This window comes from Embleya sp. NPDC025285 (genome assembly GCF_055558835.1).
Genome location: NZ_JBVHLU010000020.1, coordinates 12749 through 35743 on the forward strand (window position 1 = coordinate 12749; position 22995 = coordinate 35743).

A 22995-nucleotide genomic window follows, 5' to 3' on the forward strand; every position below is an offset into this window, starting at 1 on the left:
ATCGCCCCGGAGCCCATCGGTCGCCTGCGGCTCGACACCCGCGCTCACGCGTCGGCGACGGTCACCGGCAGGGCCGCGAGGTACGCCTGGGCGTTGCGGCGGGTCTCGGCCACGCTGTCCCCGCCGAACTTCTCCAGCACCGCGTCCGCGAGCACCAGCGCGACCATCGCCTCGGCGACCACGCCGGTGGCGGGCACCGAACACACGTCGCTGCGCTGGGCGATCGCCTTGGCCGGGTCGCCGGTGCGCACGTCGAAGGTGGCCAGCGCCCGGGACAGGGTGGAGATCGGCTTCATCGCCGCGCGTACCCGCAGGAGTTCGCCGGAGGTCATGCCGCCCTCGATGCCGCCCGCGCGTCCGGTCTCGCGGCGCACCCGGGCGGGTCCGGGTCGGCCGGGGGCGACCGGGGTGATCTCGTCGTGCGCGACCGAGCCGCGCCGGGTCGCGGTCGTGAAGCCGTCGCCGACCTCGACCCCCTTGATCGCCTGAATGCCCATCAGCGCGGCGGCGAGCCGGGCGTCCAGGCGCCGGTCCCAGTGCACGTGGCTGCCCAGGCCCGGCGGCAGGCCGTACACCACCACCTCGACCACGCCGCCGAGCGTGTCGGCGTCCTTGTGCGCGGCCTCGATCTCGGCGTTCATCGCGGCGGCGGTGTCGGGGTCCACGCAGCGCACAGGGTCGGCGTCGATCGCGCCCCCGCTGCCGGGTTCGGGCACCAGCGCCCCGGGCAGCGCAACCGCGCCGATCCGCACCACGTGGCTGAGGATCTCCACGCCCAGCGTCTGGGCCAGGAACGCGCGCGCCACCTCACCGATGGCCACCCGGGCAGCCGTCTCGCGCGCGCTGGCCCGCTCCAGTACCGGGCGGATGTCGTCGAAGCCGTACTTCTGCATGCCGGCGAGGTCGGCGTGCCCGGGCCTGGGCCGGGTCAGCGCGGCGCCGCGACCGCGGTCCGGGAGCCGACCCGGTTCGTCGTAGCGCCGGCCGTCGGCGTCGGTGGGGTCGGGGGCCATCACCTCGGCCCACTTGGCCCATTCGGTGTTGGCCACACGCAGCGCGACCGGGCCGCCCTGGGTCACCCCGTGCCGGACGCCGCCGTTGAACTCGACCTCGTCGCGTTCGAACCGCATCCGCGCACCCCGACCATTGCCCAGGCGGCGCCGGGCCAGCGCCCGGGCCAGATCGGCGGAGGAGATCTCCACCCCGGCGGGCAGTCCCTCCAGGACGGCGGTGAGCGCGGGTCCATGCGATTCACCTGCGGTGAGCCAGCGGAGCATGGGAGTCCTTCTTTCAGGGAGACGGATCGGTCGGACGGCAGGGGGTGCGCGTCACGCGGAGCGGAGCGGGTTGCGGGCGAGGGCGTGTCGTCGGCGGGGGGAGCCTTGTCGGCGAGAGGTCGGGCGGGCGGGGGGTGTGAGCGTTACGGGTGGCGGGGCGCGTTGTGGGCGCGGCGCGTCGTCGCGGGGTGCATCGTGAATGGTGGGGCGCGTGGTGGGTGGGGCGCGTGGTGGGTGGGGCGCGTGGTGGGTGGGGCGCGTGGTGGGTGGGCGGCTCGAGCAGGCGAGGTGGCTCGGGTGAGTGGGATGGGGTCGGAAGGGGAGTGGACGGGCGAATGGGCTCGCGGGTGCGTCTGGAGGTCGGGCGGCGGGGTGGGTCGGGTTATGGGCGAGGGCGTGCCGTGGGCGGCGGGAGCCCTGTGGGGGCCGGGTCGGGCGCGCGGGGCGGATCGGCTCGCGAGGGCGAGAGGTCGGGCGGGCGGGTCGGGTTATGGGCGAGGGCGTGTCGTGGGCGGCGGGAGCCTTGTGGGGGCCGGGTCGGGCGGGTGGATGTGGCTGGGGGTGGGTGGAGGGGAAGGGTTTGGGGGTCAGGTGAGCAGCAGGGCGATGCCTACCGTTGTGCCGACTACGACCACCAGGGTGCGGAGGACCGGGGCCGGGACTCGGCGGCCGAGGAGTGCGCCGAGGCGGCCGCCGGCCACCGAACCCAGGGCGAGCAGGAGGACCGGGATCCAGGCCACGTCGGCGGTGAGGGTGAACAGGAGCGCGGCCACCAGGTTGACCAGGGCTTGGAGCAGGTTCTTCAGGCCGTTGAGCAGGTTCAGGTCCTCGTCGAGCACCGTGGCCAGCAGTGCCAGGAGCAACACGCCCTGCGCGGCGCCGAAGTAGCCGCCGTACACGCTGACCGTGAACACCGCGGCGGAGAGGGCCGGGCCGACGCCGGTACCCGTGCCCGTGTCGTGCTCCGGGTCCGCGTGTCGTTCGCGACGGGCGCGCAGGCGCCGGGACAACCACGGCTGGACGGCCATCAACAGCGCGGCGAGCAGTATCAGGGCCGGTACCACCGCGCGGAACGCGCCCGGTGGCAGGCCGAGCAGGAGCAGGCCGCCACTGGCCCCGCCGAGCACCGCGGCGATCGACAGCGGCAGCAACCGCGCCGACTGCGCGGCCAGTTCGCGCCGATATCCGAGCGCGCCGCTGATCGAGCCGGGGGTGAGCCCGACCGTGTTGGACACGTTGGCCACCACCGGCGGGTAGCCGAGCGCGAGCAGGACGGGAAAGGTGAGCAGCGAGCCGGAGCCCACCACGGTGTTGACCGTGCCCGCGCCGAGGCCCGCCACGAGCACGAGCAGGGCCTCGGCGGGGCTCATGCCGAACTGCCGGGCAGCAGGGTGATCTTGCCGAACGCGGCGCCGCCCGCCAGCCGGCGATGCGCCTCGGCGGCGTCAGCGAGCGGGTAGGTGGTGTCCGGGACCGGGAACAGCCCCCGCTCCAGACAGAACCCGATCATGGTCTCGAAGTCCGCCGCGCCGCACGAGCCCGCGCCCAGCAGCGTGACCCCGGTGTGGAAGGCGTGCGGCAGGTCGAACGTCGCCTCGGTGCCGGTGGTGTCCCCGCAGAACACCAACCGGCCGCGCGGGCGCAGCGCGTGCAGCGACGCCTGGAACAGCGCCGGGCCGACATGGTCGAGCACCAGGTCCACACCGGCCCCGCCGGTCGCCGCCCGGGCCTGGGCAACCGGATCCGAACTGCGGGTATCGATCAGCACGTCGGCACCCAGCGCCGCCATCCGGTCCAGTTTGGCCCGGGAGCCGGAGGTGACCACGACGCGGGCGCCCAGGGCCCGGGCCAGCTGCACCGCGGCGATGCTGACCCCGCTGCCCGCGCCGTGCACCATCAGCGTCTCGCCCGCGCGCAGGCCGCCGCGCACGACCAGGCCCTGCCAGGCCATGCCGTACGCGGTCGGCAGGCTCGCCGCGGCCTCGTGTTCCCAACGCGCCGGGATCGGGTGGGTGCGGCCGGCGGGCACCACCATCAACTCGGCGTAGCCGCCGGGCCGGTTGCCGCCCACCACACGCAGTGCCGCGCACCAGGCGTCCTCCCCCGCCCGGCACGCGGCGCATCCACCGCAGTGCAGCGCCGGGTTGACCAACACCCGGTCGCCGACCCGGCGTTCGCGCACCCCCTCGCCGATGGCGAGCACGTCGCCGGAGACGTCCATCCCGGGCACGTGCGGAAGGGTGAAGCCGGGCAGCAGGCCGGGACCGCGGCGTTGCAACAGGTCGAGCCGGTTCACCGCGGCGGCGCGGACGGCGATCAGCACTTCGCCCGGGCCCGGTTCGGGATCGGGCAGTGCTGCCGCTTCGAGGATCTCGGGGCCGCCGTGTCCCCGGTGTAGAACGGCCCTCACACGATCCCCCGCACGAACGGGGCCCCGAGTGCGGCCGGTTGACGGTGCGTCTTGGCCAGGAACATCATCGCGAGCAACGCCAACAGATAGGGCGCGGCGATCAGCAGTTGCGAGTTGAGGTGCACGCCCAGCGCGGGCAGCGCCAGCCGCATCGCGTCGGCGGCACCGAACACGAGGCAGCCGGCCATCGTGCCGCGCAGCGTCCAGCCGCCGAAGATCACCGCGGCGATCACCACGAAGCCGCGACCCGCGGTCATGTTCTGGTTGAACGCGCCCACTTCGCCGACCGCGAGGTAGGCGCCGCCGAGTCCGGCGAGCACGCCGCACAGGAGCACGCTCTGCCGGCGCCGGCGACGCACGTCGATCCCGGTCACGTCGGCCGATTGGGGGTTCTCCCCGGCGGCGCGCAGTTCCAGACCGAATCGGCTGCGCTGGACCAGCCACCACACCAGCGGGATCACCCCCACCAGCAGGTAGGCGGGCCAGCGGTGGGCGAACAACACCGGTCCCAGCAGCGGCAGGTCGGACAGGATCGGGATGTTCACCGCGTCCACCTGATGCCCGGTCAGGTCGACCGAGTCGAGCAGGAAGCTGGTCAGGCCGAGCACGAGCGCGTTCAGGGCGAGCCCGACCACGTAGGTGTTGACCGACAGGCGGTGGCTGAACTCGGCGTGCACAAACCCGATGACCAGTCCGGCGACCATGCCGAACGCCAGTCCGAAGGACGCGGATCCGGTCAACGAGGCGCCCCATACGGCGTTGAACGCGCCGCCGAGCATCATCGCCTCGACCGAGATGTTGATCGTGCCGGCCCGTTCGGCGATGTACTCGCCGCACGCGGCGAAGGCCAGTGGCACGGTGAGGCGGACCGAGCTGGCAAGGACCATGGCAAGGTCGTCGATCATGTCAACCTCCCGGTCTCAGGCCGCACCGACGGCGCGCCGGCGGCGCACCTCGGCGTAGGCGGCGGGAAAGACCGTGGCCAGCACCAGGAGCGCGGTGACCACGGCGACGATGTAGCGCGGTACGCCGGTCGCGGACAGGAAGCCGCCGCCGGCGCGCAGTGCCCCGAAGAACAGCGCGACGGGCACGGCGAGCATCGGCTTGTCCCGGGCCACCAGCGCGACCAGCAGCCCGTCGAAGCCGACGTTGTCGGCGAAGCCGTCCTGCATGCGGTGGCCGCTGCCGGTGAGCATCACGCCGCCGGCCAGGCCGGCGAACGCGCCCGAGGCGAGCAGCGCGCCGCCGCCGATCAGCACCGCGCCGACACCGGCCCGATGCGCGGCCTTGGGGTTGAGCCCGAGCATCCGCACCCGGAAGCCGAGCCGGCTGCGCACCAGGACCACCGAGGTGCCGACCGCGAGCACGAGCGCGATGAAGATGCCCGCGCCGATGTTGAAGTTCGGGTACTCGCCGATCCGGGGCAGCCAGACCGACTCCGCCAGCATGTCCGACTGCGACGTGGTGACCTGGCCGGGCACCGCCTTCTCGCGTAGCAGCGACGGCGAGTTGACCGCGTACGAAACGGCCTGGTTCGCCACGAAGATCAGCAGCAGGGTGCTGATCACCACGGCGACGCCGCGCCAGTAGAAGAGCAGGGCCGCGATGGCCGCCCACAGGGCGCCGCCGACCGCCGCGCCGAGCAGGGCCAGGATCAGCACGAGCGCGCCGGGGCCGGGGGTGAACAGGGCGATCGCGGCGCCGACGCTCGCGCCGACCAGGAGTTGGCCCTCCTGGCCGATGTTGAAGATGCCCGCGCGGGCGGCGATCACCGAGCCGATCGCGACCAGGAGCAGCGGTGCGGCCTGGTCGATGCTCTGCCCGATGGCCGCGCCGTCGGCCAGGCTGCCGTCGTACATCGCGCTCGCCGCGTCCCACGGGGACTGGCCGACCAGTGCGATGAGCAGGCCGGCCAGGACGAGTGCGGTGGACAACGACGCCGCGTACAGCAGCGGGGTGCCCAGATCGGCGATCCGGGGTCGGCGACGAGGGCCGGCCGACGGGGCGGCGACGGCCGGGGCGCGTTCGGATGTCAGGGTCGAGGTCATGCCGCCTGGCCTCCCATCAGCAGGCCCAATCGCTCGGTGTCGACGTCGGCGCGGTCCATCTCGCCGACGACGGCGCCTCGGTGGATGACCGCGACGCGGTGCGAGAGTGTGAGGATCTCGCCCAGTTCGGTGGACAGCAGCAGCACCGCGATGCCGGAACGCGCCGCGGCGTGCAGCCGTTCGGTCATGTACTCGATCGCGCCGATGTCCAGACCGCGGGTCGGTTGTGCGGCAACCAACACCGCTGGTTGGGCAGCAAGTTCGCGGGCCAGCACCACCTTTTGCTGGTTGCCGCCGGACAGTTGTCGCATCGGGGTGTCCGGAGAGGGGGTGGCGATCTCGAATTCCTCGATCAACTGCCGGGCCCGCGCCGCCATCCGGCGCCGACTCAGCAGTCCCTTGCGAGTGACCGAGGCCAGGTCGGCCAGGACCAGGTTCTCCGCGACGCTCATGTCCAGCACACAACCGGACACGTGTCGGTCCTCGGGCACGATGCCGACCCCGGCGGCGTGCATCGCGCCGGGCCGGCCGGCGGCCACCGGCGCGCCGCACACCTCCACCCGGCCGGCGCTGAGCGGAAGCAGGCTGGAGAGCAGATCGCCCAGCGCCGCTTGGCCGTTGCCCTCGACGCCGGCGATGCCCAGGATCTCGCCGGCGCGCACCTCCAGGGTCAGCCCGCGCAGCAGCGGGCGTCGGTCGGTGGTGCTCGCGTGCGCGTCGCTGATCCGCAGCCGTACCTCGCCGGCCGGCGGCCTGGGCTCCGGGACGGGCTCGGCGGCCGGTTCGCGTACGTCCAGCAGCGCTTCCCCGCCGGTCGGGGTGCCGGTGCCGGGCTCGATCAGCGCGTCCAGCGCGCCGACCGCCGACGCGGCGGTCCACTTGGACAGTTCGCGCCCGACCATCTCCCGGGCCAGTGAGCGCACATCGGTGTCGGCGGTGGCCCGCCGGGCCACCACGCGCCCCTGGCGCATGATGGTGACCCGGTCGGTGGCGTGCACGATCTCGTCCAGCTTGTGGCTGATCAGGATCACCGCCTTGCCCTCGTCGGCGACCACCCGGCGCAGCACGGTGAACAGTTCGCGCGACTCCTCCAGGGTCAGCACCGAGGTCGGCTCGTCCAGGATCAGCACGCCGGGGTCGCGGCGCAGGCACTTGACGATCTCGACGCGTTGGCGCTGGCCGGTGGACAGGTCCTCGACACACGCGTCGGGGTCCACCTCCAGGCCGTAGCGCCCGCCCACGTCACGCACCAGCGCACGGGCCCGGTCCCGGTCCACCCGGCCCCGGTCGCCGAGCACCACGTTCTCCCAGACGCTGAGCCGGTCCACCAGGCTGAAGTGCTGGTGCACCATGGAGATTCCGTGTGCCGCGGCGGCCGAGGGGTCGGTGATCGTGGCGGGTTCGCCGCGCAGCAGGATGCGGCCGGTGTCCGGCACGACCAGGCCGAGCAGGATCTTCATCAGGGTGCTCTTGCCCGCGCCGTTCTCGCCGAGCAGGCCGTGGATTTCGCCGGCCTGCACCCGCAGCGAGACGTCCTCGCACGCGCGCACCGCGCCGAACCGCTTGCCGATGCCGAGCAGTTGCACGACGGGGACGGTGAGAACGGACGGCGCGGCCGGGTGCTCGGGGGCGGCCCGGGGTCGTGGGTCGGGGGTGGTCACGGCGGTGTCACTTGCCTGCGGCGACGGCCTCATCGACCTTCACCTTCCCGCTGCCGATGTCCTGGATCAGGGTCTTGAGCTGCTGCTCCTGGTCGCCGGTGGGCTTGCAGAGCTTGACCGTGGGCACCGGGTCCTTGCCCAGGTGCCATTCGCGGGCCACGCCCATCCGCAGGGTGCCCTTCTTGAAGTCCTCCAGCGCGCCGGCGAAGTAGGCGCCAGGGCTGAAGATCACCGACACCGCGTACTGCGCGCCCGGCGTCGAGCAGCGGTCGGTGCCGGGGGTGAGCGCCGGGACGCCCTTCTCGTTGGCGAGTTGGGTGACCACGTCGGTGGCGCCGCCGAGGTAGGGGTAGATCACCTTGACGCCCTGGCTGATCTGCGCCTGGGCGGCCTCCTTGGCCTTGCCGGAGTCGTTGAAGTCGCCGGTGTAGGTCTGCACCATCTCGGCGTCCGGGACGACCTTCTTGATGCCCGCCTCGAAGGCCTTGGCCACGTCCCGGGCGAACTGGAGGTCGGGGCCGGTGATGTAGCCGGCTTTCTTGCCGCCGTTCTCCTTGAGGATCAGGCCGGCCGCGTAACCGGCCACGTAGAGCGATTCGTTGATGTAGTCGAGGGACTGGGTGAACTCGGGGGTCTGGGTCACACCCTGGCCGCCGCTGATGTACCAGGCGATGCCCTTGCACTGCGGTTCCTTGGCCGCGCTGAGCGCGTCCTTGAGCTCGCTGGCGCCGATCGCGATCATGTCGACCTTCTGCCGACACAGGTTGCGGGCCTGCTGGACCGCGTTGGCCGGGTTGATCTTGTCGACCACGACGAGCTTCCACCCGTTGGCGTCGGCATAGCCGTTCGCCTCGTCGACGAAGCTCTGGTAGTAGCCCTTGTCCTTGGTGTCGCCGGGGCTCATCACCCCGATGACGACCTTCTTGTCCTTGTTGACGTCGGGTTCGTTGGCGGGAAGGGTGCCGGCGCCGGGCGCACCGGCCGAGGCGGGCGCCCCGGCGGAGGTGGAGGAGGAAGAGGAGCCACCGCCACAGGCGGTGACGAGCAGTCCCGGTATGATGACCGAGGCCGCGATGACTCGAACCATGTTCTTCATCGGAAGGTCTCCAGACGAATCAGGGCGCGTTGGTTCGACACGGACCGACGGGTGCGCGGCGACCCGGGCGGGCACGGTGGGCGTGCCGGGCTCGGGTGTTCGGTGCCGCGGGCCGGGGTTGTGGAATGTCGGTCCGGCGGAGGGGCCCGTTCCGGTTGCGCGGGGGATTGCGGCCCGGAAGCGGGTGGGGGTCGGTGCGCGGCGCCTGGGGCGACCGCTACCGTCCGACAGTGGTGTGGTGGTGCCGAGTTGCCTGTTCGCGATCCCGCGAGGGTGCGGTGCCGCGATCGCTGCCGTGGATCAGCCGTTGCGGTATTCGTCGCGCGGCGGGGTGAAGATGTCCAGGATCCAGGTCTCGCCGTGCTCGGGGTCGCCGATGAACAGGCTGTCCCCGTGATCGCAGCCCTTGGGCGCCCAGTAGACGTCGCCCGGGCCGAGCACCTGCCGCTCGTCCGAGTCGATCCGGAAGTCCAGCTTGCCCTTGAGCACCATGCCGTACTGCTCGTGCTCGGGATGGTCGTCGTAGGGGGTGGGACCGCAGCCCTCGCGGATCCGCCACAGGGTCAGCATCATCTCGTCGCCGGTGTAGACCCGGCGCCGGAATCCCGGCTTGACCTCGACGAACTCGCTGTCGTCGAAGGCCCAGACGCGTTGTACCTCGCTCATGTCAGGACCGTCCTCTCCGGTAGATGCGCGCAATTGCTCCCTCGGACGGGCCGGCCGTCGTGCCGACCGCGCCAGGGCGTGTCCTAGAACATCCGGGCGGTCATCTGCCGCTCGACCTCGCCGAGGTGGTCGGCGGCGGCGCGTGCGGCGGCGTCGGGGGCGCGGGCCGCGACCGCCTCGGCGATGCCGCGGTGTGAGCGGCAGGACTCGGCGATCACCTGGCGCACCGCCTCGGCGTTGCCCTCGGCGTCGAGGAGCGAGGCGAAGTCGCCGGACGCGAATACCGCGTCGAGCACCTTCGCGTACAGCTCACGCAGTGTGGTGTTGCCACACGCGCGGGCCAGCGCCGCGTGGAAGCGGCGGTCCTGGCGGCGGAACGCCTCCAGGGTCATCTGTGCGTCGAAGCCGGCCGCGAGTTCGCTGATCTCGGCCCGTTCGTCGGGTGCGGCCCGGATGGCGGCGAGGCGGGCGATGGCCACCTCGGTCACCTGCCGTACCTCGAACAGTTCGGACACGCGCAGCTTGCGGCCGTCGTCCTCGTCGAAGGACACCCCGGGCAGTCGCTCGGCAACGTAGAACCGGTTGCCTCGCTTGACCAGGCAACCCAGCGAGACGAGTCCTTGGATCGCTTCCCGCACCGAGGTGCGGGCCACCCCGAACTGCTCGCACAGGGTTCGTTCCGGGGGCAGTTGGGCGCCGGGGCGCAGGTCGCCCTCGCGCACGCTCGCCAGGAGCGCGTCACGGACCTCCTCGGAGATCGTGCGGCGCGCGACCTTGGCGAACGGGATCCGGTCCCCCGGTGCCCGCAAGGGCACTACGCGCCCGCCAGGGCCGCGAAGCGCTCGCGCTCGGCGTCCAGGTCCAGCGGCCGGATGATCGCCTCGTGCTCCTCGTCGCCCCAATACGCGGGCGGGACCAGCCACATGACCTCGAACTCGAGGCCGTCGGGGTCCTTGGCGTACAGGCTCTTGTTCGCGCCGTGGTCGCTCGCGCCGATCAACGCGCCCGCCGCCACCAGGCGTTCGCGGGCCTCGGCCAGCGCGTCGAGCGAGGGCACCTCCCACGCCACGTGGTACATCCCCACGGTGCGCCGGCCCGCCTGCGAGTCGCCCGCCTCGGCACCGATCGTGAAGAACGCGATGTCGTGGTGGTTCTCGGAGGCGGGAGCCCGCATGAAGACGTAACTGCCGGGCGGGCCGTCGATGACGGTGATGAAGTCCAGCACCTCGTTGTAGAACCGGGCGGTCCGGTGTGCGTCGCGCACGTACAGCACCGCGTGGTTCATCCCGGTAACGGCCACGATCGGGCCTCCTCAGGGTGTGGGTCAGGCTGTTGGTCTGACAATCAGAAGGTATGAAGCTCGGTCAGGTGTGGTCATTGGTCTCCCAGCACAACCCCACGCTTCACCCGCTGTGCACCTGGACGTTCACCGCCTTGGTACGGGTGTACGCGTCCACGCCGGTCCGGGCGAACCCGCTGGCCCGGCGCGGCTCGCCGCGTCCGCCGTTCATGTCCGGCGCGAAATGGCAGTTCACGTTGACCTCGCCGCAGTCCAGCGCGTCCGAGAAGCGGAACGCGCGCTCGATGTCGCGGGTGAACACCGTGCCGTTGAGGCCGTACCGGGTGCCGTTCGCCAGCGCGATCGCCTCGGCCTCGTCGCGGAACGGCATCGCGGCCAGCACCGGCCCGAACACCTCCTCCTGCTCCACCTCGCACCCATGGCGCACTCGGCCCAGCACGGTCGGCGCGACATAGGTCGGCAGGAGGCCGTCCGGAAGGGCGGGTTTGCCCACCACCGAGGCGTCGCCCGCGTCCAGGGCCCGGCTCACGAAACCGCGCACCCGGTCCGCGTGGCGCTCGTTGATCAAGGGTCCGATGAAGGTGTCCGGATGCAGCGCGTCGCCCACCGGCAGGGTGGCCGCCGCCGCCGCGACCGCCTCCACCACCTGGTCGTAGACCGATTCCTCGACCAGCAGCCGGCTGCCCGCGACGCACACCTCGCCCATGTTCACGAACGCGGCCATCATCGCCCAGCCCACCGCCTGGTCCAAGTCGGCGTCGGCGAACACCACCACCGGCGACTTGCCGCCCAGTTCCAGATGTACGGGGGTGAGGTTGCGCGCGGCGGCGGCCAGCACGTGTCGGCCGGTCTCGGTGCCGCCGGTCAGGCTGATCAGGTCGATCCGCCGGTCGGTGATCAACCGCTCGCCGACCGTCGAGCCCGGGCCCAGCACGATGTTCAACACCCCCGCCGGCAGCCCGGCGGCGGTCAGGATCCGGCCCAGCTCGACCAGCGTCACCACCGCGTCCACCGGCGGCTTGGCCACGATCGAGCACCCGGCCGCGAGCGCCGAGGCGATCCGCTGGCTGCCCGTCATCAGCGGCCCGTTCCACGGCAACAACTCGGCCACCACGCCGGCCGGCTCGCGCAGCCGCAACGTCAACAGGTCCGGGCCGCCGCCGGGCAGCAGGTCCGGCGGGAAGGACGAGCGGCGCACGTCACCGTGCGTGGTGCGACAGATCGCCGCCGCGTACGAGAACGCGTTGGCCGCCTCGTACACGTCGTTGGTCAGCGCCCCCGAGACCGCCTTCCCGGTGTCCATCGCCTCCAGCGCGGCCAGCCGAGGCGCGTCCGCGCGGATCGCCGCGGCCGCCGCCTCCAATACCTCGGCCTTGCGCGGGCCCGGCATGCGCTGCCACACCTTCGCGTCGAAACTGGCCCGGGCCGCGGCGATCGCGCCCTCGACCTCGGCGTCGCTCGCCGCCAGCCAGGAGGCGACCTGCCCGCCGGTCGAGGGGTCGAACACCGGCCGCGCCGCACCGTCGAACGACTCGTGTCCGCCGATCAACTGCGGATACGGGTCCGGGCGCAGCCAGTCGGCGCGGATGCGCGGCTCGCTGGTGGTGGTGTCGGACATGCGGCAACTCCCTGGACGCGGCGGACGAACCTTCGAGCCGTACGCCGTTCCGGGCGCCGCAACCTGGTATGCCTCGCCCGACACGGCACCGGTGCCGCGCCGGCGAGGGTCGCCCGGCGCCGGGCGCGGCACCAGGCCAGGTTTGCCCTCGTCGCCCTGTGCTCGCATTGTGTCCCCGGCATGTACTGGGCCCACTTGATTGTGCTCCCGGCCACGATGCCTGCGGACGGCACCGGGCCTAGTGTCCCCAGACATGGTGAGTTCGCAGGTGAGAGCAACGTGAACGGCGCCGGGCCGACGCGGCCCGACCTGTTGGTCGTGGGCGGTGACGTGGTCACCATGAACGCGCGCCGCGAGGTGTTGCTGGGCGGCACCGTCGCCGTCGCGGGCGAGCGCATCCTGGCCGTCGGCGCCACCGGCGAGCTGCGGGCGCGCTGGCCGGGCACCCCCGAACTGGACGCGAGCGACTGCGTGGTCACGCCCGGCATGGTCAACGCGCACCTGCACCAGACCGGCGACCCGCTGGCGCGCGCCCGGATCCCGGACGACCTGCCGCCGGGCGCCTCCGTCGACACCTGGGCGGTGCCGCTGCACGCGGCGCACCGACCCGCCGACGACACGCTGTCCGCGCTGCTGGCCGGCGTGGAGAGCGTGCGCAACGGCGTCACCACGATCATCGAGGCGGGCACCGTGGCCCACCCCCACCGGGTGGCCGCCGCGATGACCGAGGTCGGTGTGCGCGGCGGGATCGGCGCGTGGGGCTGGGACGTGCCCGGCGCCCCGTTCGCCGCGCCCGCCGCCGAGGTGCTGGACCGGCTCGCCGCGCTGGTCGACGCCTACCCGGCGGGCGGCCCAGTCGAGGCCTGGGTCACCCTGGTCGGGCACGGCCTGGCCTCGGACGAACTGCTGGCCGGCGCGGCCGACCTGGCCCGGGGCACCGGCGCGCGGATGACGATGCACCTGTCGCCGTCCGGCGCCGACCCCGACGACTACCTGCGGCGCACCGGGCGCCGGCCCGTACTGCACCTGGCCGACCTGGGTGTACTGGGCCCGCACCTGCTGCTCGCGCACGCGGTGTGGCTCGACGACGCCGAGATCGAGGCGCTGTTGGCGAGCCGTAGCGCGGTCGCCTACTGCCCGTGGGCGTACCTGCGGCTGGGCCAGGGCGTCACCCGGGCCGGGCGGCATGCCGAGTTGCTGCGCCGCGGCGGCCGGCTCGCGCTGGGCACGGACGCGGGCAACGCCGCCGACTCGGCCGACCTGCTGCGCACCGCCGCGCTCGCGGTCGGCCTGGCCAAGGACATGGCCGTCGACCCCACCGGCCCCGGCGCCGCCGAGGCCCTGGAATGGGCCACCATCGGCGGCGCCGAGGCGGTCGGCATGGCCGATCGGGTCGGCTCGCTGGAACCCGGCAAGTACGCCGACCTGGTCGTGCACGACGCCACCGGTCCCCAGTGGACCCCGCGTGGCGACATCGCCCAGCAGTTGGTGTGGTCCGGCGACGGCCGCTCGGTCCGCGACGTGCTGATCGGCGGACGGGCCGTGGTCCGCGACCACGTGTGCGTCACCGTCGACGAAGGCGCGCTGCGCACCGAGGCGGCGCGCGCGTCCCGAGCGTTGCTCGCCCGGGCGGGCGTACCGCTGCGGTCGCGGTGGCCCACGCTGCCCGCGTCCTGAGTGCCGACGCGGCCGCGTACCGGGTGCCGAAGCCGCCCGCGACCCGGGTTCCGACGCCGCCCGCGTACCGAGTTCGCCCGCCGCCCGCGTCCCGATTTCCGCACCCGCCGTTGATCGCCACCCAATCCCCAACCGAGGAGCCCCACATGCGAGTTGCCGTAGTCACCGCCCCCGAGCAGGTCGATCTGCGCGAGGAGCCGGTCCCCGAGGTCGGGCCCGAGGACGTGCTCGTGCGGGTCGGGCGCACCGGACTGTGCACCATGGAGCGCCGGCTCTACCTGGGCACCAAGCCGATCTACCCGGTCGCCCCCGGCCACGAGGTCGCCGGCGAGGTGGTCGCGGTCGGCGACGCCGTCGCCGGGCTGCCCGGAGTCGCGGCCGTCGGCGACACGGTCACCGTCGACCTGCTCACCCGGTGCGGTACCTGCACGTCGTGTCGGCGCGGGCGCAGCGCGCTGTGCAAACGACCGCAGGGCGGTGCGCTGGCCGACGGCACCATATCGATGGGTGCCGGCTTCGCCGAGTTCGTCAAGGTCAAGGCGCTCCAGGCGTTCCGTACCGGCGACGCGCCGATCGCGCACGCCGCGATGGGCGAACCGCTGGCGTGCGTCGCGCACTCGGCCCGATTGGGCGGACTGCGCGCGGGCGACCGGGTGGCGGTGATCGGCGCCGGGTACATGGGTCGCCTGCACTTGGCCCTGGCCCGGTTCAAGGGCGCCGCGTCGGTCGGGCTGATCGACATCAGCCCGGAGCGCCTGACCCAGGCCCGCGAGGCCGGCGCCGATTGGACGAGCACCCCGGAGGAGGCCGCCGCCGGCGGGAAGCAGGACGTCGTCTTCGTCACCGCCGGTGCCCCGGGCGCGCTGGAGACCGCGCTGTCCCTGTGCGACGACGGCGGCACCGTGGTGCTGTTCGGCGCCTTCCCGAAGGACGTCCTGGCCGGGGTCGGCCCGGACCACGTGCACCACCACGAACTGAGCATCGTCGGCGTGTACAGCCAGGAGCCGCAGGACTGGACCGAGGCCGCCGCGATCATCGCCTCGGGCCGGCTCGCCGCCGAACTGGACGCGCTGGTCACCGCGACGTACGCGCTCACCGACGTCGACGCGGCCTTCCGACTGGCCGCCGAGTCGCCGGTCTATCGCGTCCTCGTGGGCGGCTGAGCGTGGCCGGCACCCCCGGGGTCGTCGTCGGCGTCGACGTCGGGAGCAATTCGGTACGCGCCCTCGCGCTCGACCCGGCCGGCGCAGTCCTGGGCGCGACCACCGCCGGCTACCCCGGCGCGGCGACCTGGCGGCCCGGACACGCCGATCCGTACGCGTGGTTCGCGGCCACCGCGCAGGCGCTCGCGAAGTTGCGCGCGCTCGTGCCCGGCGCGGCCCGTCCCGCCGCGCTGTGCCTGGGCGGGCAGAGTCCGACCACCGTTCCCGACGGCGTGCCGCACACCGGTTCCGATGCCGCGCTGACCTGCCGGCACCCGGCGGGCGCGACCGGCTCACCAGTCGAACAGCACCACGCGCAGCACGCCGCGCTGCGCGCCGCGCACGGACCCGACGTGCGGGCCTGGCAGCTCTACGACTGGCTGGCCGCGCGGTTCGGCGCGGAGCGCGCGCAGGCCCGCTGGCCCGGCGATCCGCCGCTGACCGACTACGGACCGATCGCGGCCACCGGATCGGTGGTGGGCACGGTCGGCACCGGGCACGACGTCGCGGCGGGCACCCCGCTGGTGGCCGGCGCGCAGGACGCGTACCTGGCGTTCTGGGCGGGCGGCCTGGATCGGCCCGGCCGGGCGATGGACCCCGGCGGGCGCACCGGCGGCCTGGCCGTCGCGGTGGCCGCCGGCTCACCCGCCGCGGACGCCTACGCGCTGCCCTCGGCGGTGCCCGGCGTCGACATCGTCGGTGGCCCGGTCGCCGCGCACGGCCTGATCCTGGAGTGGCTGCGCGACCTGACCGGGCGCGACGTGCGCGACCTGCTCACGCTGGCCGCCGCGGTACCGCCCGGCGCGCGCGGCGTGCTGGTACTGCCCTATCTGGAGGGCGAACGCGCGCCCCGATGGAACCGCGAACTGCGCGGCGAGGTCTTCGGGCTGAGCGCGGGCGCGGGCCCCGGCGAGCTGGCCCGCGCCGTGCTGGAGGGCACCGCGTACGGCCTGGCGCACATCGCGACGGGACTCGGCGCGCGGGGCGCCCGCCTGGACACGCTGGTCTGCGCCGGTTCGCCCGCGCGCAGTCCGCTGTGGTGCTCGATCAAGGCCGCCGTACTGGGTGTGCCGGTCGAGGTGCCCGCGGAGACCGACCTCGCCGCCTACGGCGCGGCGCTCGCGGCCGGCGCCGGGGCGCACTGGTGGCCCGCGCCCGGTGCCGGGTCGGCGGGCGACTGGCCGCGACCGGCGATGACCGTGCTCGATCCCCACCCACACCCCGAGTACGCGGCCGGTCTGCGCCGCTTCCTCGAACTGGGCGACGCCGCACAGGCGCGCCTGGCCGCATCACCCACATCGTCCGACACCCCCGTTCCGACCCCCTCCGAGGAGCCGACGTGCCCAATCCGGTGATCTTCATGGACCTGCCGACCCCCGACGTGGAGGCCACCTCGGCGTTCTACGCGGAGCTGTTCGACTGGGACTTCAAGCGGCGACCCGCCGGCGAGTTCAGCGAGGTGCTCCCGGGGGTCAAGCCCAACCTCGGGATCCGCCGCGAGTCGCGCCCGGCGGTGGGGCCGGTGCCGCGCATCTACGTGATGGTCGACGAGCCGCCCGTCTACCTCGACAAGGCGGTCGCGGCCGGTGCGAGCGTGTTGTGGGAGGAGAAGCCGTGGGCCGAGTTCGAGGCCCGCTACGCGGCGTTCCGCGACCCGTGGGGCAACGAGGTCGTGCTGTGGCGCGACAAGGGCACCTACTTCACCCACGGGCACGCCCACCAGGTCTGAGCCCGCGTCGGATCCCGAGTCCGATGCCGCGTCACATCCCGTTCGGTACACCCGAGTTCCCCCGGAAAGGACCCCCGCATGACCAACACCCTGGTCTTCGTCGACATGCCCACGCCCGACGTCGACGCCACCACCGAGTTCTACCGCGAGTTGTTCGGCTGGACCATCAACCCGCGCCCGCAGGGCGTCTTCCACCAGATAGTCCCCGGAGAGGGATTGCACCTGGGCCTGTACGACGAGGTCGCCCAGGTGCCCGACCCGGCGCCGCTGCCCCAGCAGGCGCGCGCCGGTCTGCACGCCCGCGTCTACATCCTGGTCGACGCGGCACCCAGCGAATACCTGAACAAGGCCGTGCTGCTGGGCGCGACCGCGCTGTGGGAGCAGTGCTTCTGGGAGGAGTTCGGCGGGCACCACGCCTCGTTCCTGGACCCGTGGGGGAACCAGATCGTGATGTGGGAGAAGTGAGGTAACGCCGCACCCGGACGGCCGTACGCCCGTACCCACGATCCGCACCTGATCGCGGGTACGGGCGTATCCACGCCCTGCGGACCCGTACCCCCGCAGGGTGCGGCGCCGGGCGTCGACGGTTCGCATACTCGACTGCATGAACACCAACGGGCATCTCGCCGACTTCCTCCGCGCCCGCCGCGGTGGCCTGCGACCCGAGGACGTCGGGCTGCGGACCTACGCTTCGTCACGGCCGCTCCGGCCGGCGCGGCGCCGGTGACCGGCAGGCCGCTTACCGATGTCCGGATCGCCGCGCACTTCGACCTGGCCGCAGGGCAGCAGGCGGAGAACATCAGCCTGTCGCCCGACGGCTCGGCGTACATCACCTTCGCCCGCAGCCGCCAGGTGGCCCGGGTCGACGCACGCGGCACGACCCGCATCCTGGCGACCCTGCCCGCGCCCGCCGACGGCGGCGCGCACCCGCCGGCTCTCGACGCGCCGATGGCCACCGGCATCGTGCGCACCTCCGACGGCACGGTGTACGTGTTGTACGCGGCCGGCACCGCCGACCTGACCGGGTTGTGGCGCATACGCCCCGGCGGCGCCCCCCGGCGCATCGCCGCGTTGCCCGCCGACGGCGTGCCCAACGGTCTGGCCCTGGATCCGCAGGCCAAGCGCCTCTACATCGCCGACTCGGTGCTCGGCACAATCTGGACCGTCCCGGTCGCGGGCGGCACGCCGACCGCGTGGTCCACCGCCCCCGAACTCGCCTCGACCGGATTCCTCGGGGCCAACGGCGCGAAGGTCCACGACGGCGCGTTGTGGGTGACCAATCTGGACCGGGGCACCCTGCTGCGCATTCCGATTCGCGCCGACAACCGCGCCGGAACGCCGCAGGTCAAGGCATCCGGCCTGGCCGGCATCGACGACATCGCGTTCACCGGGACCGGCGACGAGCTGCTCGCCGCGGTCAACGCCCCGAACCGGGTCGTGCGGGTGCGATCGGACGGCGCCGTGAGCACCGTCCTGGTCGCCGGCGACGGGCTGCAGAACCCCACGTCCGTCGCGATGCGCGGGCGCGAGGTGTATGTGCTCAGCGCTGCCTTCTTCACGGCCGCCGACCCCAACCTGCTGCGCGCCCGCCTGGGCGGCCGGCGGTAGACGGTCGGCAGTTCGGTCGGCGGTGGGAGGCCGCCGGACCGGCGGAGGCGTTCCCCCACCCGGGCGGGCCGGAGCTCAGCCCCGGTGCAGGATCGGGCGCGGGTAGGGGGAATCCGCCGGGTTGACGTCCGTGCCGGGGGGCACCAGGGCGTCCAGGCGGGTCAGCGTCTGAGGGGTCAACCGCACGTCGCAGGCGCCGAGTTGGGACTCCAGTTGCTCCTCGGTGCGCGGGCCGATGATCGCCGACGTGACGTTCGGGTGGGCCAACGCGAAGGCGAGGGCCAGTTCCGGCAGCGAGCAGCCGGCGTCCTCGGCGATCGCGGCGAACTCCTCGACCAGCGCGGTCTTCGCGGCCCGCACCGCGGCGTCCGCGTGGTCGAAGTGCTCGGCGTTGCGCACGGCCCGCGAATCGGCCGAAACGGCTTGCCCCGCACGGTACTTGCCGGTCAGCCAGCCGCCATTGAGCGGACTGAACACCAGCACGCCCAGGCCGTACCGCCCACACGTGGGCAGTGCGGCCGTCTCCGCATGCCGGGCGAACGCCGAGTACGCGAGTTGCTCCACCGTGAAGCGCTCGTGCCCGCGCCGCTCGGCCACCCACTGCGCCTCGACGATGGCCTCCGCGGGCAGTGCGGAGGAGCCGATCGCGCGCACCTTGCCCTGGCGGATCAGGTCGCTCAGCGCGCCGAGCGTCTCGTCCGGGTCGGCGCTCGGGTCGGGGCGGTGCATTTGATACAGGTCGAGGTAGTCGGTGTCCAGGCGGCGCAGGCTGTCCTCGACCGCGCGGATGATCCAGCGTCGGGAGGCGCCCCGGTGCAGCGGCGCGTCCGGGTCCATCGCCTCGCCGAACTTGGTCGCCAACACGACGTCGTCACGCCGCCCCTTGAGCGCCTTGGCCAGGATCGCCTCGCTCTCGCCGAACGCGTACACGTCGGCGGTGTCCACCAGGTTGATCCCGGCGTCGAGCGCGCGATGCACCATCCGGACGCACGCGTCGTGGTCCGGGTTGCCCCACGCGCCGAACATCATCGTGCCCAGGCACAGTCGGCTGACCCGCATGCCGGTGCGACCGAGCGAGGTGTACTCCACGGGTGCCCTCCAAAGGTGATCATCGGACGTCCTCCCCCGAGGCTGGCACGGCGGCGCGTGTGCACCGATGTGGTCCCGGCGCAGCGCACGGGCCGTTTGTTCGTGCCTCAAGCACATATCGGGGCCGTTTCCCGGCGCCTACCTTCGGTCGTATCGCAAACATCCCAGGTGACGGGGAGGAAGCTGTGCCGACTGACCAGCTTGGGGCTGCGGAACTTGCCCTGGACGAGCGGGTGGCGGAACTTCGCCGGACCGCGGCGGCGCGAGAGGGCGACGGGCTCGTGGTCGCTCCCCTGCCGAGCGAGATGTTGCAGCCGTGGGAGGTCTGGGACCGGGACCTGTTCGACCTGGAGATGATCCGGGTGTTCGCCCGCTCGTGGGTGTGGCTGGGCGACACGGAGGACCTGCGCCGGCCCGGCGACTTCATCACCGGACGGATCGGCAGCCAGTCGGTCCTGGTGGTCAAGCAGCGGGACGGCTCGATCAAGGGCTTCCTGAACAACTGCCGGCACCGTGCCTCGGGCGTCGCGTTCGGCGCGGCGGGCAACTGCGGCAAGGCGTTCGCTTGCCCGTACCACGCCTGGACCTACGGTCTCGACGGCAAGCTGCTGTCGATTCCGGACATGAACCGGATGTACGGTCCGGACTTCCCCGTGCAGCAGTACGGCCTGGTGCCGATCCGGGTGCACGTGGCCTTCGACAAGCTGGTGTTCGCGTGCCTGTCGCACAAGGCGCCGACGTTCGAGGAGTGGATCGCGCCGCTGCTGCCGCGCTACACGGCGTACAAGATCGGCGAGTACCACCGCTACCACCGCGAGTTGGACGAGGAGTACCCGTTCAACTGGAAGGCGTTCGTGGAGAACTCCAACGACGACTACCACGTGCGGTTCGTGCACCGGCGGCTCAACAAGGTGCGCAAGCAGATGGACACCATCGTGCGCTTCGAGGGCCGGACCACCAGCGGGTACAAGCCGCACAGCGACGCGTACGACATGTCGCTCGGGCGCACCGACCTGGGCGAGGAGGACCTGCGCGGGAGCTACGCGGAGTTCGTCTATCCCAATCTGACGCCGCTGCCCTACGCGTCCCAGCTCATCATGGTCCGCGCGGACCCGCTCGCGCCGGACCGGACCCGGCTGTTCTCCCGGATCTACGGGCTGACCGACGACATCGAGCTCCAGGAGCGCGAGCTGGTCAACCTGGAGCTGACGAACAAGGAGGACACGGACATGGTGACCGTGCTCATGGAGAACCTGCGTTCGCCGTTCTATCGGGTCGGTCCGCCCAGCGCGTGGGAGGGCCGTGCCCAGCACATGATGCGGCAGATCCGGCAGGACGTGGCCACGCCGCTGGCGGCGGACGAGTTCGACGGGCCGATCAAGTGAGCGGTCGACGGTCTGCCCGGCCGATCGGCCGACGGTCGGTTCACCGATCGACCGCGGTGGGTTTGACCGATCGGCCGCGGTCGGTTTGACCGATCGGCCGACGGACGATTGGCCCATCGACCGAGGTCGATGACATCGACCGACCCTTCGCGTGCGTCTCGCCGCAGAGTGCACCAACCCCGACACACCGGAACGTGAGAGGAGCCACCGCGATGGAACCGACGCTGACCGAGGCCCGCTGGACCCATATCGCGCTGCCGTCGTCCGACCTGGAGGCGGCGATCGAGTTCTACACCTCCTTCACCCCGCTGGTGGTGGTCTCACGGCACAGCGATGCCGCCGGCTCGAACGCGTGGTTGTCCAACCCCAACCAGGTCCAGACCCCGTTCGTGCTGGTCCTGGTCGCCTTCGACAAGGACCGGGGCAACCCGCAGCCGCAACTGACGCCGTTCGCGCACCTGGGCATGGAGGTGGCCGCCCGCGAGGACGTGGACGCCATCGCGGACCGGGCCCGCGCGGCCGGATGCCTGCACTGGGAGCCGATGGACGTGCCGCCGCCGGTGGGCTATATCTGCGCGCTCAAGGACCCGGACGGCAATGTCGTCGAGATCTCGCACAACCAGCGGGTGTTCGCGGAGGTCCGCGAGTTGTGGGGCGACCGGGCGGACCGGGACGATCGGGTGGGCCGGGGCGACCGGGCCGACGCGTGAGCGACCCGGCGCGGACCCGGGAGGCCGTCGAGGCGTATGTCGCGGCGCTCAACTCCGGTGATCCGGAGCAGATCGCGGCGTGTGTGAGCGAGGACTTCCACAACGAGCACACCTCGGCGCTGGGCCGGAGCCTGCGGGGGCGGGCCGCGTACCGCGAGCGACTGCCGGTGTTCCTGGCCGAGTTCGAGGGTCTGCGGTACGCCGTCGAGGACCTGCTCGTGGACGGTGATCGGGCCGCCCTCGCGTACACCATGACCTTTCGCCCGCGCGGTTCGACGACCGGTGAACCGGTGCGGATCCGTGGGGTTTTCCGACTGCGTGTGGTGGCCGACCTGATCGCGCATCGCGTGGACTACTGGGACGGCGCCGAGTTCGAGCGGCAGGTCGCCGGCACCGAGAACCGCTGATCACTGCCGCCAACCATCGACCATCGACCATCGAAGGGAACGATTGTGCACACCTTTTCCGCCACTGGGGCAGGCAAGCTCCGCCGGATGCGCCGGATGTTCGGCGCGGACGGCCGCGCCGTGTTCGTCGCGATAGACCACGCCGCCTACATGGGCGAGGGGCCGCCGCTGGGCGAGCCGATGGCGCAGATCGCGGCCGGCGGGCCGGACGCGGTGCTGGCGACCTGGCATCTGGCCCGGGCCTACGCGGACACGTTCGCCGATTCCGGGCTGGTGTTGCGGATCGACGGCGGCGCCTCGGAGTTGGGCGACTTCGCGCCCGGTGACGTCACCGACATCATGCACCTGCCCGAGCAGGCGCTGAAGCTGGGCGCGGACTGTGTGGTCGTGCTGGCGTTTCCCGGTGCGCCCGACGAACACCTGTCGCTGCAACGGCTGGCCCGGCTCACCTCGGAGTGCGAACAGCTCGGCCTGCCGGTGATGGCCGAGATGATCCCCGGTGGGTGGGGCAAGGCGGTGCCGTGGACCACGGAAAACGTGGCCCGCGCGGCGCGGATCGGCGCGGAACTGGGCGCGGACATCGTCAAGACGGTGTGCCCTGGCCGGCCCGAGGAGTTCGCCGCCGTGGTCGCGGCGTGTCCGGTGCCGGTCGTTGCACTGGGCGGGCCGAAGTCGGACAGCGAGGACGAGGTCGTCGCGCTGGCTCGCGGGGTGGTCGAGGCGGGTGGTGCGGGGGTGGCCTTCGGCCGGAACGTGTGGGGGTCGGCCAAGCCGCAATTGCTGGTGGAGCGGTTGCGCGATGCGGTTCACCGCGAAGCCGTTCACCGCGAAGCGGTGGGGGGTTGATTTCGGGCTGCGGGCCGGTTTGATCCTCGAACGCGTGTCCTCACGCGCCGGGGGGCTGGATGGATGCCGGGCCGGGTGCATGGCCGGCCTGCGGCCTGCTTGTCCTCAAACGTCGGACGGGCTGAGAAGGTGCCGGACCGGGTGGATGGTGCCGGACCCGGTGAACGGGCCGGGCCGCGTGCATGGCCGGCCTGCGGCCCGCTTGTCCTCAAACGCCGGACGGGCTGAGAAGGTGCCGGACCGGGTGGATGGTGCCGGACCAGGTG

At 72.7% G+C, this 22995-nt stretch carries 22 protein-coding genes; 10 read left to right on the forward strand and 12 right to left on the reverse strand.

The annotated features are described in order from the left end of the window. Positions 1–44: 44 nt before the first annotated feature. The 11 genes from aroC to ACZ4FV_RS15755 all read right to left on the reverse strand — a co-directional run bounded on the left by aroC (position 45) and on the right by ACZ4FV_RS15755 (position 12076). A complete protein-coding gene (aroC, locus tag ACZ4FV_RS15705) occupies positions 45–1277 on the reverse strand; it encodes a chorismate synthase (protein ID WP_395871374.1) in 1233 nt (410 codons plus the stop codon). Between the two features lie 587 nt (positions 1278–1864). Beyond that, complete coding sequence (locus ACZ4FV_RS15710) at positions 1865–2647, reverse strand: sulfite exporter TauE/SafE family protein (RefSeq protein WP_395871376.1); 783 nt, start codon at positions 2645–2647, stop codon at positions 1865–1867. Continuing rightward, positions 2644–3687 carry a zinc-binding dehydrogenase gene (locus tag ACZ4FV_RS15715; protein ID WP_395871378.1) on the reverse strand — a complete coding sequence of 348 codons (1044 nt, stop codon included), beginning with the start codon at positions 3685–3687 and terminating at the stop codon, positions 2644–2646. Before ACZ4FV_RS15715 ends, ACZ4FV_RS15710 begins: the two co-directional genes overlap by 4 nt. Further along, positions 3684–4592 carry an ABC transporter permease gene (locus tag ACZ4FV_RS15720; protein WP_395871380.1) on the reverse strand — a complete coding sequence of 303 codons (909 nt, stop codon included), beginning with the start codon at positions 4590–4592 and terminating at the stop codon, positions 3684–3686. Before ACZ4FV_RS15720 ends, ACZ4FV_RS15715 begins: the two co-directional genes overlap by 4 nt. 15 nt (positions 4593–4607) lie before the next feature. Then, positions 4608–5735, reverse strand: coding sequence for an ABC transporter permease (locus tag ACZ4FV_RS15725; RefSeq protein ID WP_395871382.1), 1128 nt, complete (start codon positions 5733–5735; stop codon positions 4608–4610). After that, complete coding sequence (locus ACZ4FV_RS15730; RefSeq protein ID WP_395871384.1) at positions 5732–7429, reverse strand: ABC transporter ATP-binding protein; 1698 nt, start codon at positions 7427–7429, stop codon at positions 5732–5734. The genes ACZ4FV_RS15725 and ACZ4FV_RS15730 overlap by 4 nt, the downstream gene beginning before the upstream one ends. Next, positions 7404–8492 carry a BMP family ABC transporter substrate-binding protein gene (locus ACZ4FV_RS15735; protein WP_465322777.1) on the reverse strand — a complete coding sequence of 363 codons (1089 nt, stop codon included), beginning with the start codon at positions 8490–8492 and terminating at the stop codon, positions 7404–7406. The genes ACZ4FV_RS15730 and ACZ4FV_RS15735 overlap by 26 nt, the downstream gene beginning before the upstream one ends. A 300-nt stretch (positions 8493–8792) precedes the next feature. Beyond that, positions 8793–9158 carry a cupin domain-containing protein gene (locus ACZ4FV_RS15740; protein ID WP_331771510.1) on the reverse strand — a complete coding sequence of 122 codons (366 nt, stop codon included), beginning with the start codon at positions 9156–9158 and terminating at the stop codon, positions 8793–8795. 83 nt (positions 9159–9241) lie between these two features. Further along, a complete protein-coding gene (locus ACZ4FV_RS15745; RefSeq protein WP_331771509.1) occupies positions 9242–9967 on the reverse strand; it encodes a FadR/GntR family transcriptional regulator in 726 nt (241 codons plus the stop codon). A 5-nt stretch (positions 9968–9972) separates the two neighbouring features. After that, entirely contained in the window at positions 9973–10458 is a 486-nt protein-coding gene (locus tag ACZ4FV_RS15750; protein WP_331771508.1) for a VOC family protein, read from the reverse strand. Positions 10459–10561: 103 nt separating this feature from the next. Then, entirely contained in the window at positions 10562–12076 is a 1515-nt protein-coding gene (locus tag ACZ4FV_RS15755) for an aldehyde dehydrogenase family protein (protein ID WP_395871392.1), read from the reverse strand. A gap of 279 nt (positions 12077–12355) precedes the next feature. On the opposite strand from ACZ4FV_RS15755, the gene ACZ4FV_RS15760 reads away from it, so the two are divergent. The 6 genes from ACZ4FV_RS15760 (at position 12356) to ACZ4FV_RS15785 (ending at position 18292) form a co-directional block, all read left to right on the forward strand. After that, positions 12356–13753 (forward strand): amidohydrolase family protein, encoded by a 1398-nt coding sequence (locus tag ACZ4FV_RS15760; RefSeq protein ID WP_395871394.1) that lies wholly within the window; start codon positions 12356–12358, stop codon positions 13751–13753. Positions 13754–13899: 146 nt separating this feature from the next. Beyond that, a complete protein-coding gene (locus ACZ4FV_RS15765; protein WP_395871396.1) occupies positions 13900–14916 on the forward strand; it encodes a zinc-dependent alcohol dehydrogenase in 1017 nt (338 codons plus the stop codon). Between the two features lie 2 nt (positions 14917–14918). Beyond that, the gene (locus ACZ4FV_RS15770) at positions 14919–16310 is read left to right on the forward strand and encodes an FGGY-family carbohydrate kinase (protein ID WP_402232726.1); all 1392 of its coding nucleotides are present in this window, start codon (positions 14919–14921) and stop codon (positions 16308–16310) included. Further along, the gene (locus ACZ4FV_RS15775) at positions 16295–16684 is read left to right on the forward strand and encodes a VOC family protein (protein WP_395871400.1); all 390 of its coding nucleotides are present in this window, start codon (positions 16295–16297) and stop codon (positions 16682–16684) included. The genes ACZ4FV_RS15770 and ACZ4FV_RS15775 overlap by 16 nt, the downstream gene beginning before the upstream one ends. A gap of 78 nt (positions 16685–16762) precedes the next feature. Beyond that, positions 16763–17149 (forward strand): VOC family protein, encoded by a 387-nt coding sequence (locus tag ACZ4FV_RS15780; protein ID WP_331771502.1) that lies wholly within the window; start codon positions 16763–16765, stop codon positions 17147–17149. A 135-nt stretch (positions 17150–17284) separates the two neighbouring features. Then, a complete protein-coding gene (locus ACZ4FV_RS15785; RefSeq protein WP_402232810.1) occupies positions 17285–18292 on the forward strand; it encodes a hypothetical protein in 1008 nt (335 codons plus the stop codon). A gap of 75 nt (positions 18293–18367) precedes the next feature. On the opposite strand, the gene ACZ4FV_RS15790 is transcribed toward ACZ4FV_RS15785, so the two are convergent. Beyond that, complete coding sequence (locus ACZ4FV_RS15790) at positions 18368–19381, reverse strand: aldo/keto reductase (RefSeq protein ID WP_395871405.1); 1014 nt, start codon at positions 19379–19381, stop codon at positions 18368–18370. Positions 19382–19566: 185 nt separating this feature from the next. On the opposite strand from ACZ4FV_RS15790, the gene ACZ4FV_RS15795 reads away from it, so the two are divergent. The 4 genes from ACZ4FV_RS15795 (at position 19567) to ACZ4FV_RS15810 (ending at position 22729) form a co-directional block, all read left to right on the forward strand. Beyond that, the gene (locus ACZ4FV_RS15795; RefSeq protein ID WP_402232721.1) at positions 19567–20766 is read left to right on the forward strand and encodes an aromatic ring-hydroxylating oxygenase subunit alpha; all 1200 of its coding nucleotides are present in this window, start codon (positions 19567–19569) and stop codon (positions 20764–20766) included. A gap of 212 nt (positions 20767–20978) precedes the next feature. Further along, entirely contained in the window at positions 20979–21476 is a 498-nt protein-coding gene (locus ACZ4FV_RS15800) for a VOC family protein (protein ID WP_395871409.1), read from the forward strand. Then, positions 21473–21883, forward strand: a complete 411-nt coding sequence (locus ACZ4FV_RS15805) for a nuclear transport factor 2 family protein (RefSeq protein WP_395871411.1) — start codon at positions 21473–21475, stop codon at positions 21881–21883. The genes ACZ4FV_RS15800 and ACZ4FV_RS15805 overlap by 4 nt, the downstream gene beginning before the upstream one ends. Positions 21884–21970: 87 nt before the next feature. Then, on the forward strand, positions 21971–22729 hold the full coding sequence (locus tag ACZ4FV_RS15810; RefSeq protein ID WP_465322778.1) for a class I fructose-bisphosphate aldolase: 759 nt from the start codon (positions 21971–21973) through the stop codon (positions 22727–22729). Positions 22730–22995: the final 266 nt, after the last annotated feature.

Excerpts from the sequence above, each read along its gene's own strand:
- ACZ4FV_RS15800 (WP_395871409.1), top strand. The coding sequence starts at position 20,979 with ATGGAACCGACGCTGACCGAGGCCCGCTGGACCCATATCGCGCTGCCG.
- aroC (WP_395871374.1), bottom strand. The coding sequence starts at position 1,277 with ATGCTCCGCTGGCTCACCGCAGGTGAATCGCATGGACCCGCGCTCACC.
- ACZ4FV_RS15780 (WP_331771502.1), top strand. The coding sequence starts at position 16,763 with ATGACCAACACCCTGGTCTTCGTCGACATGCCCACGCCCGACGTCGAC.
- ACZ4FV_RS15765 (WP_395871396.1), top strand. The coding sequence starts at position 13,900 with ATGCGAGTTGCCGTAGTCACCGCCCCCGAGCAGGTCGATCTGCGCGAG.
- ACZ4FV_RS15735 (WP_465322777.1), bottom strand. The coding sequence starts at position 8,492 with ATGAAGAACATGGTTCGAGTCATCGCGGCCTCGGTCATCATACCGGGA.
- ACZ4FV_RS15725 (WP_395871382.1), bottom strand. The coding sequence starts at position 5,735 with ATGACCTCGACCCTGACATCCGAACGCGCCCCGGCCGTCGCCGCCCCG.
- ACZ4FV_RS15710 (WP_395871376.1), bottom strand. The coding sequence starts at position 2,647 with ATGAGCCCCGCCGAGGCCCTGCTCGTGCTCGTGGCGGGCCTCGGCGCG.
- ACZ4FV_RS15810 (WP_465322778.1), top strand. The coding sequence starts at position 21,971 with ATGCGCCGGATGTTCGGCGCGGACGGCCGCGCCGTGTTCGTCGCGATA.
- ACZ4FV_RS15740 (WP_331771510.1), bottom strand. The coding sequence starts at position 9,158 with ATGAGCGAGGTACAACGCGTCTGGGCCTTCGACGACAGCGAGTTCGTC.
- ACZ4FV_RS15730 (WP_395871384.1), bottom strand. The coding sequence starts at position 7,429 with ATGAGGCCGTCGCCGCAGGCAAGTGACACCGCCGTGACCACCCCCGAC.
- ACZ4FV_RS15755 (WP_395871392.1), bottom strand. The coding sequence starts at position 12,076 with ATGTCCGACACCACCACCAGCGAGCCGCGCATCCGCGCCGACTGGCTG.
- ACZ4FV_RS15720 (WP_395871380.1), bottom strand. The coding sequence starts at position 4,592 with ATGATCGACGACCTTGCCATGGTCCTTGCCAGCTCGGTCCGCCTCACC.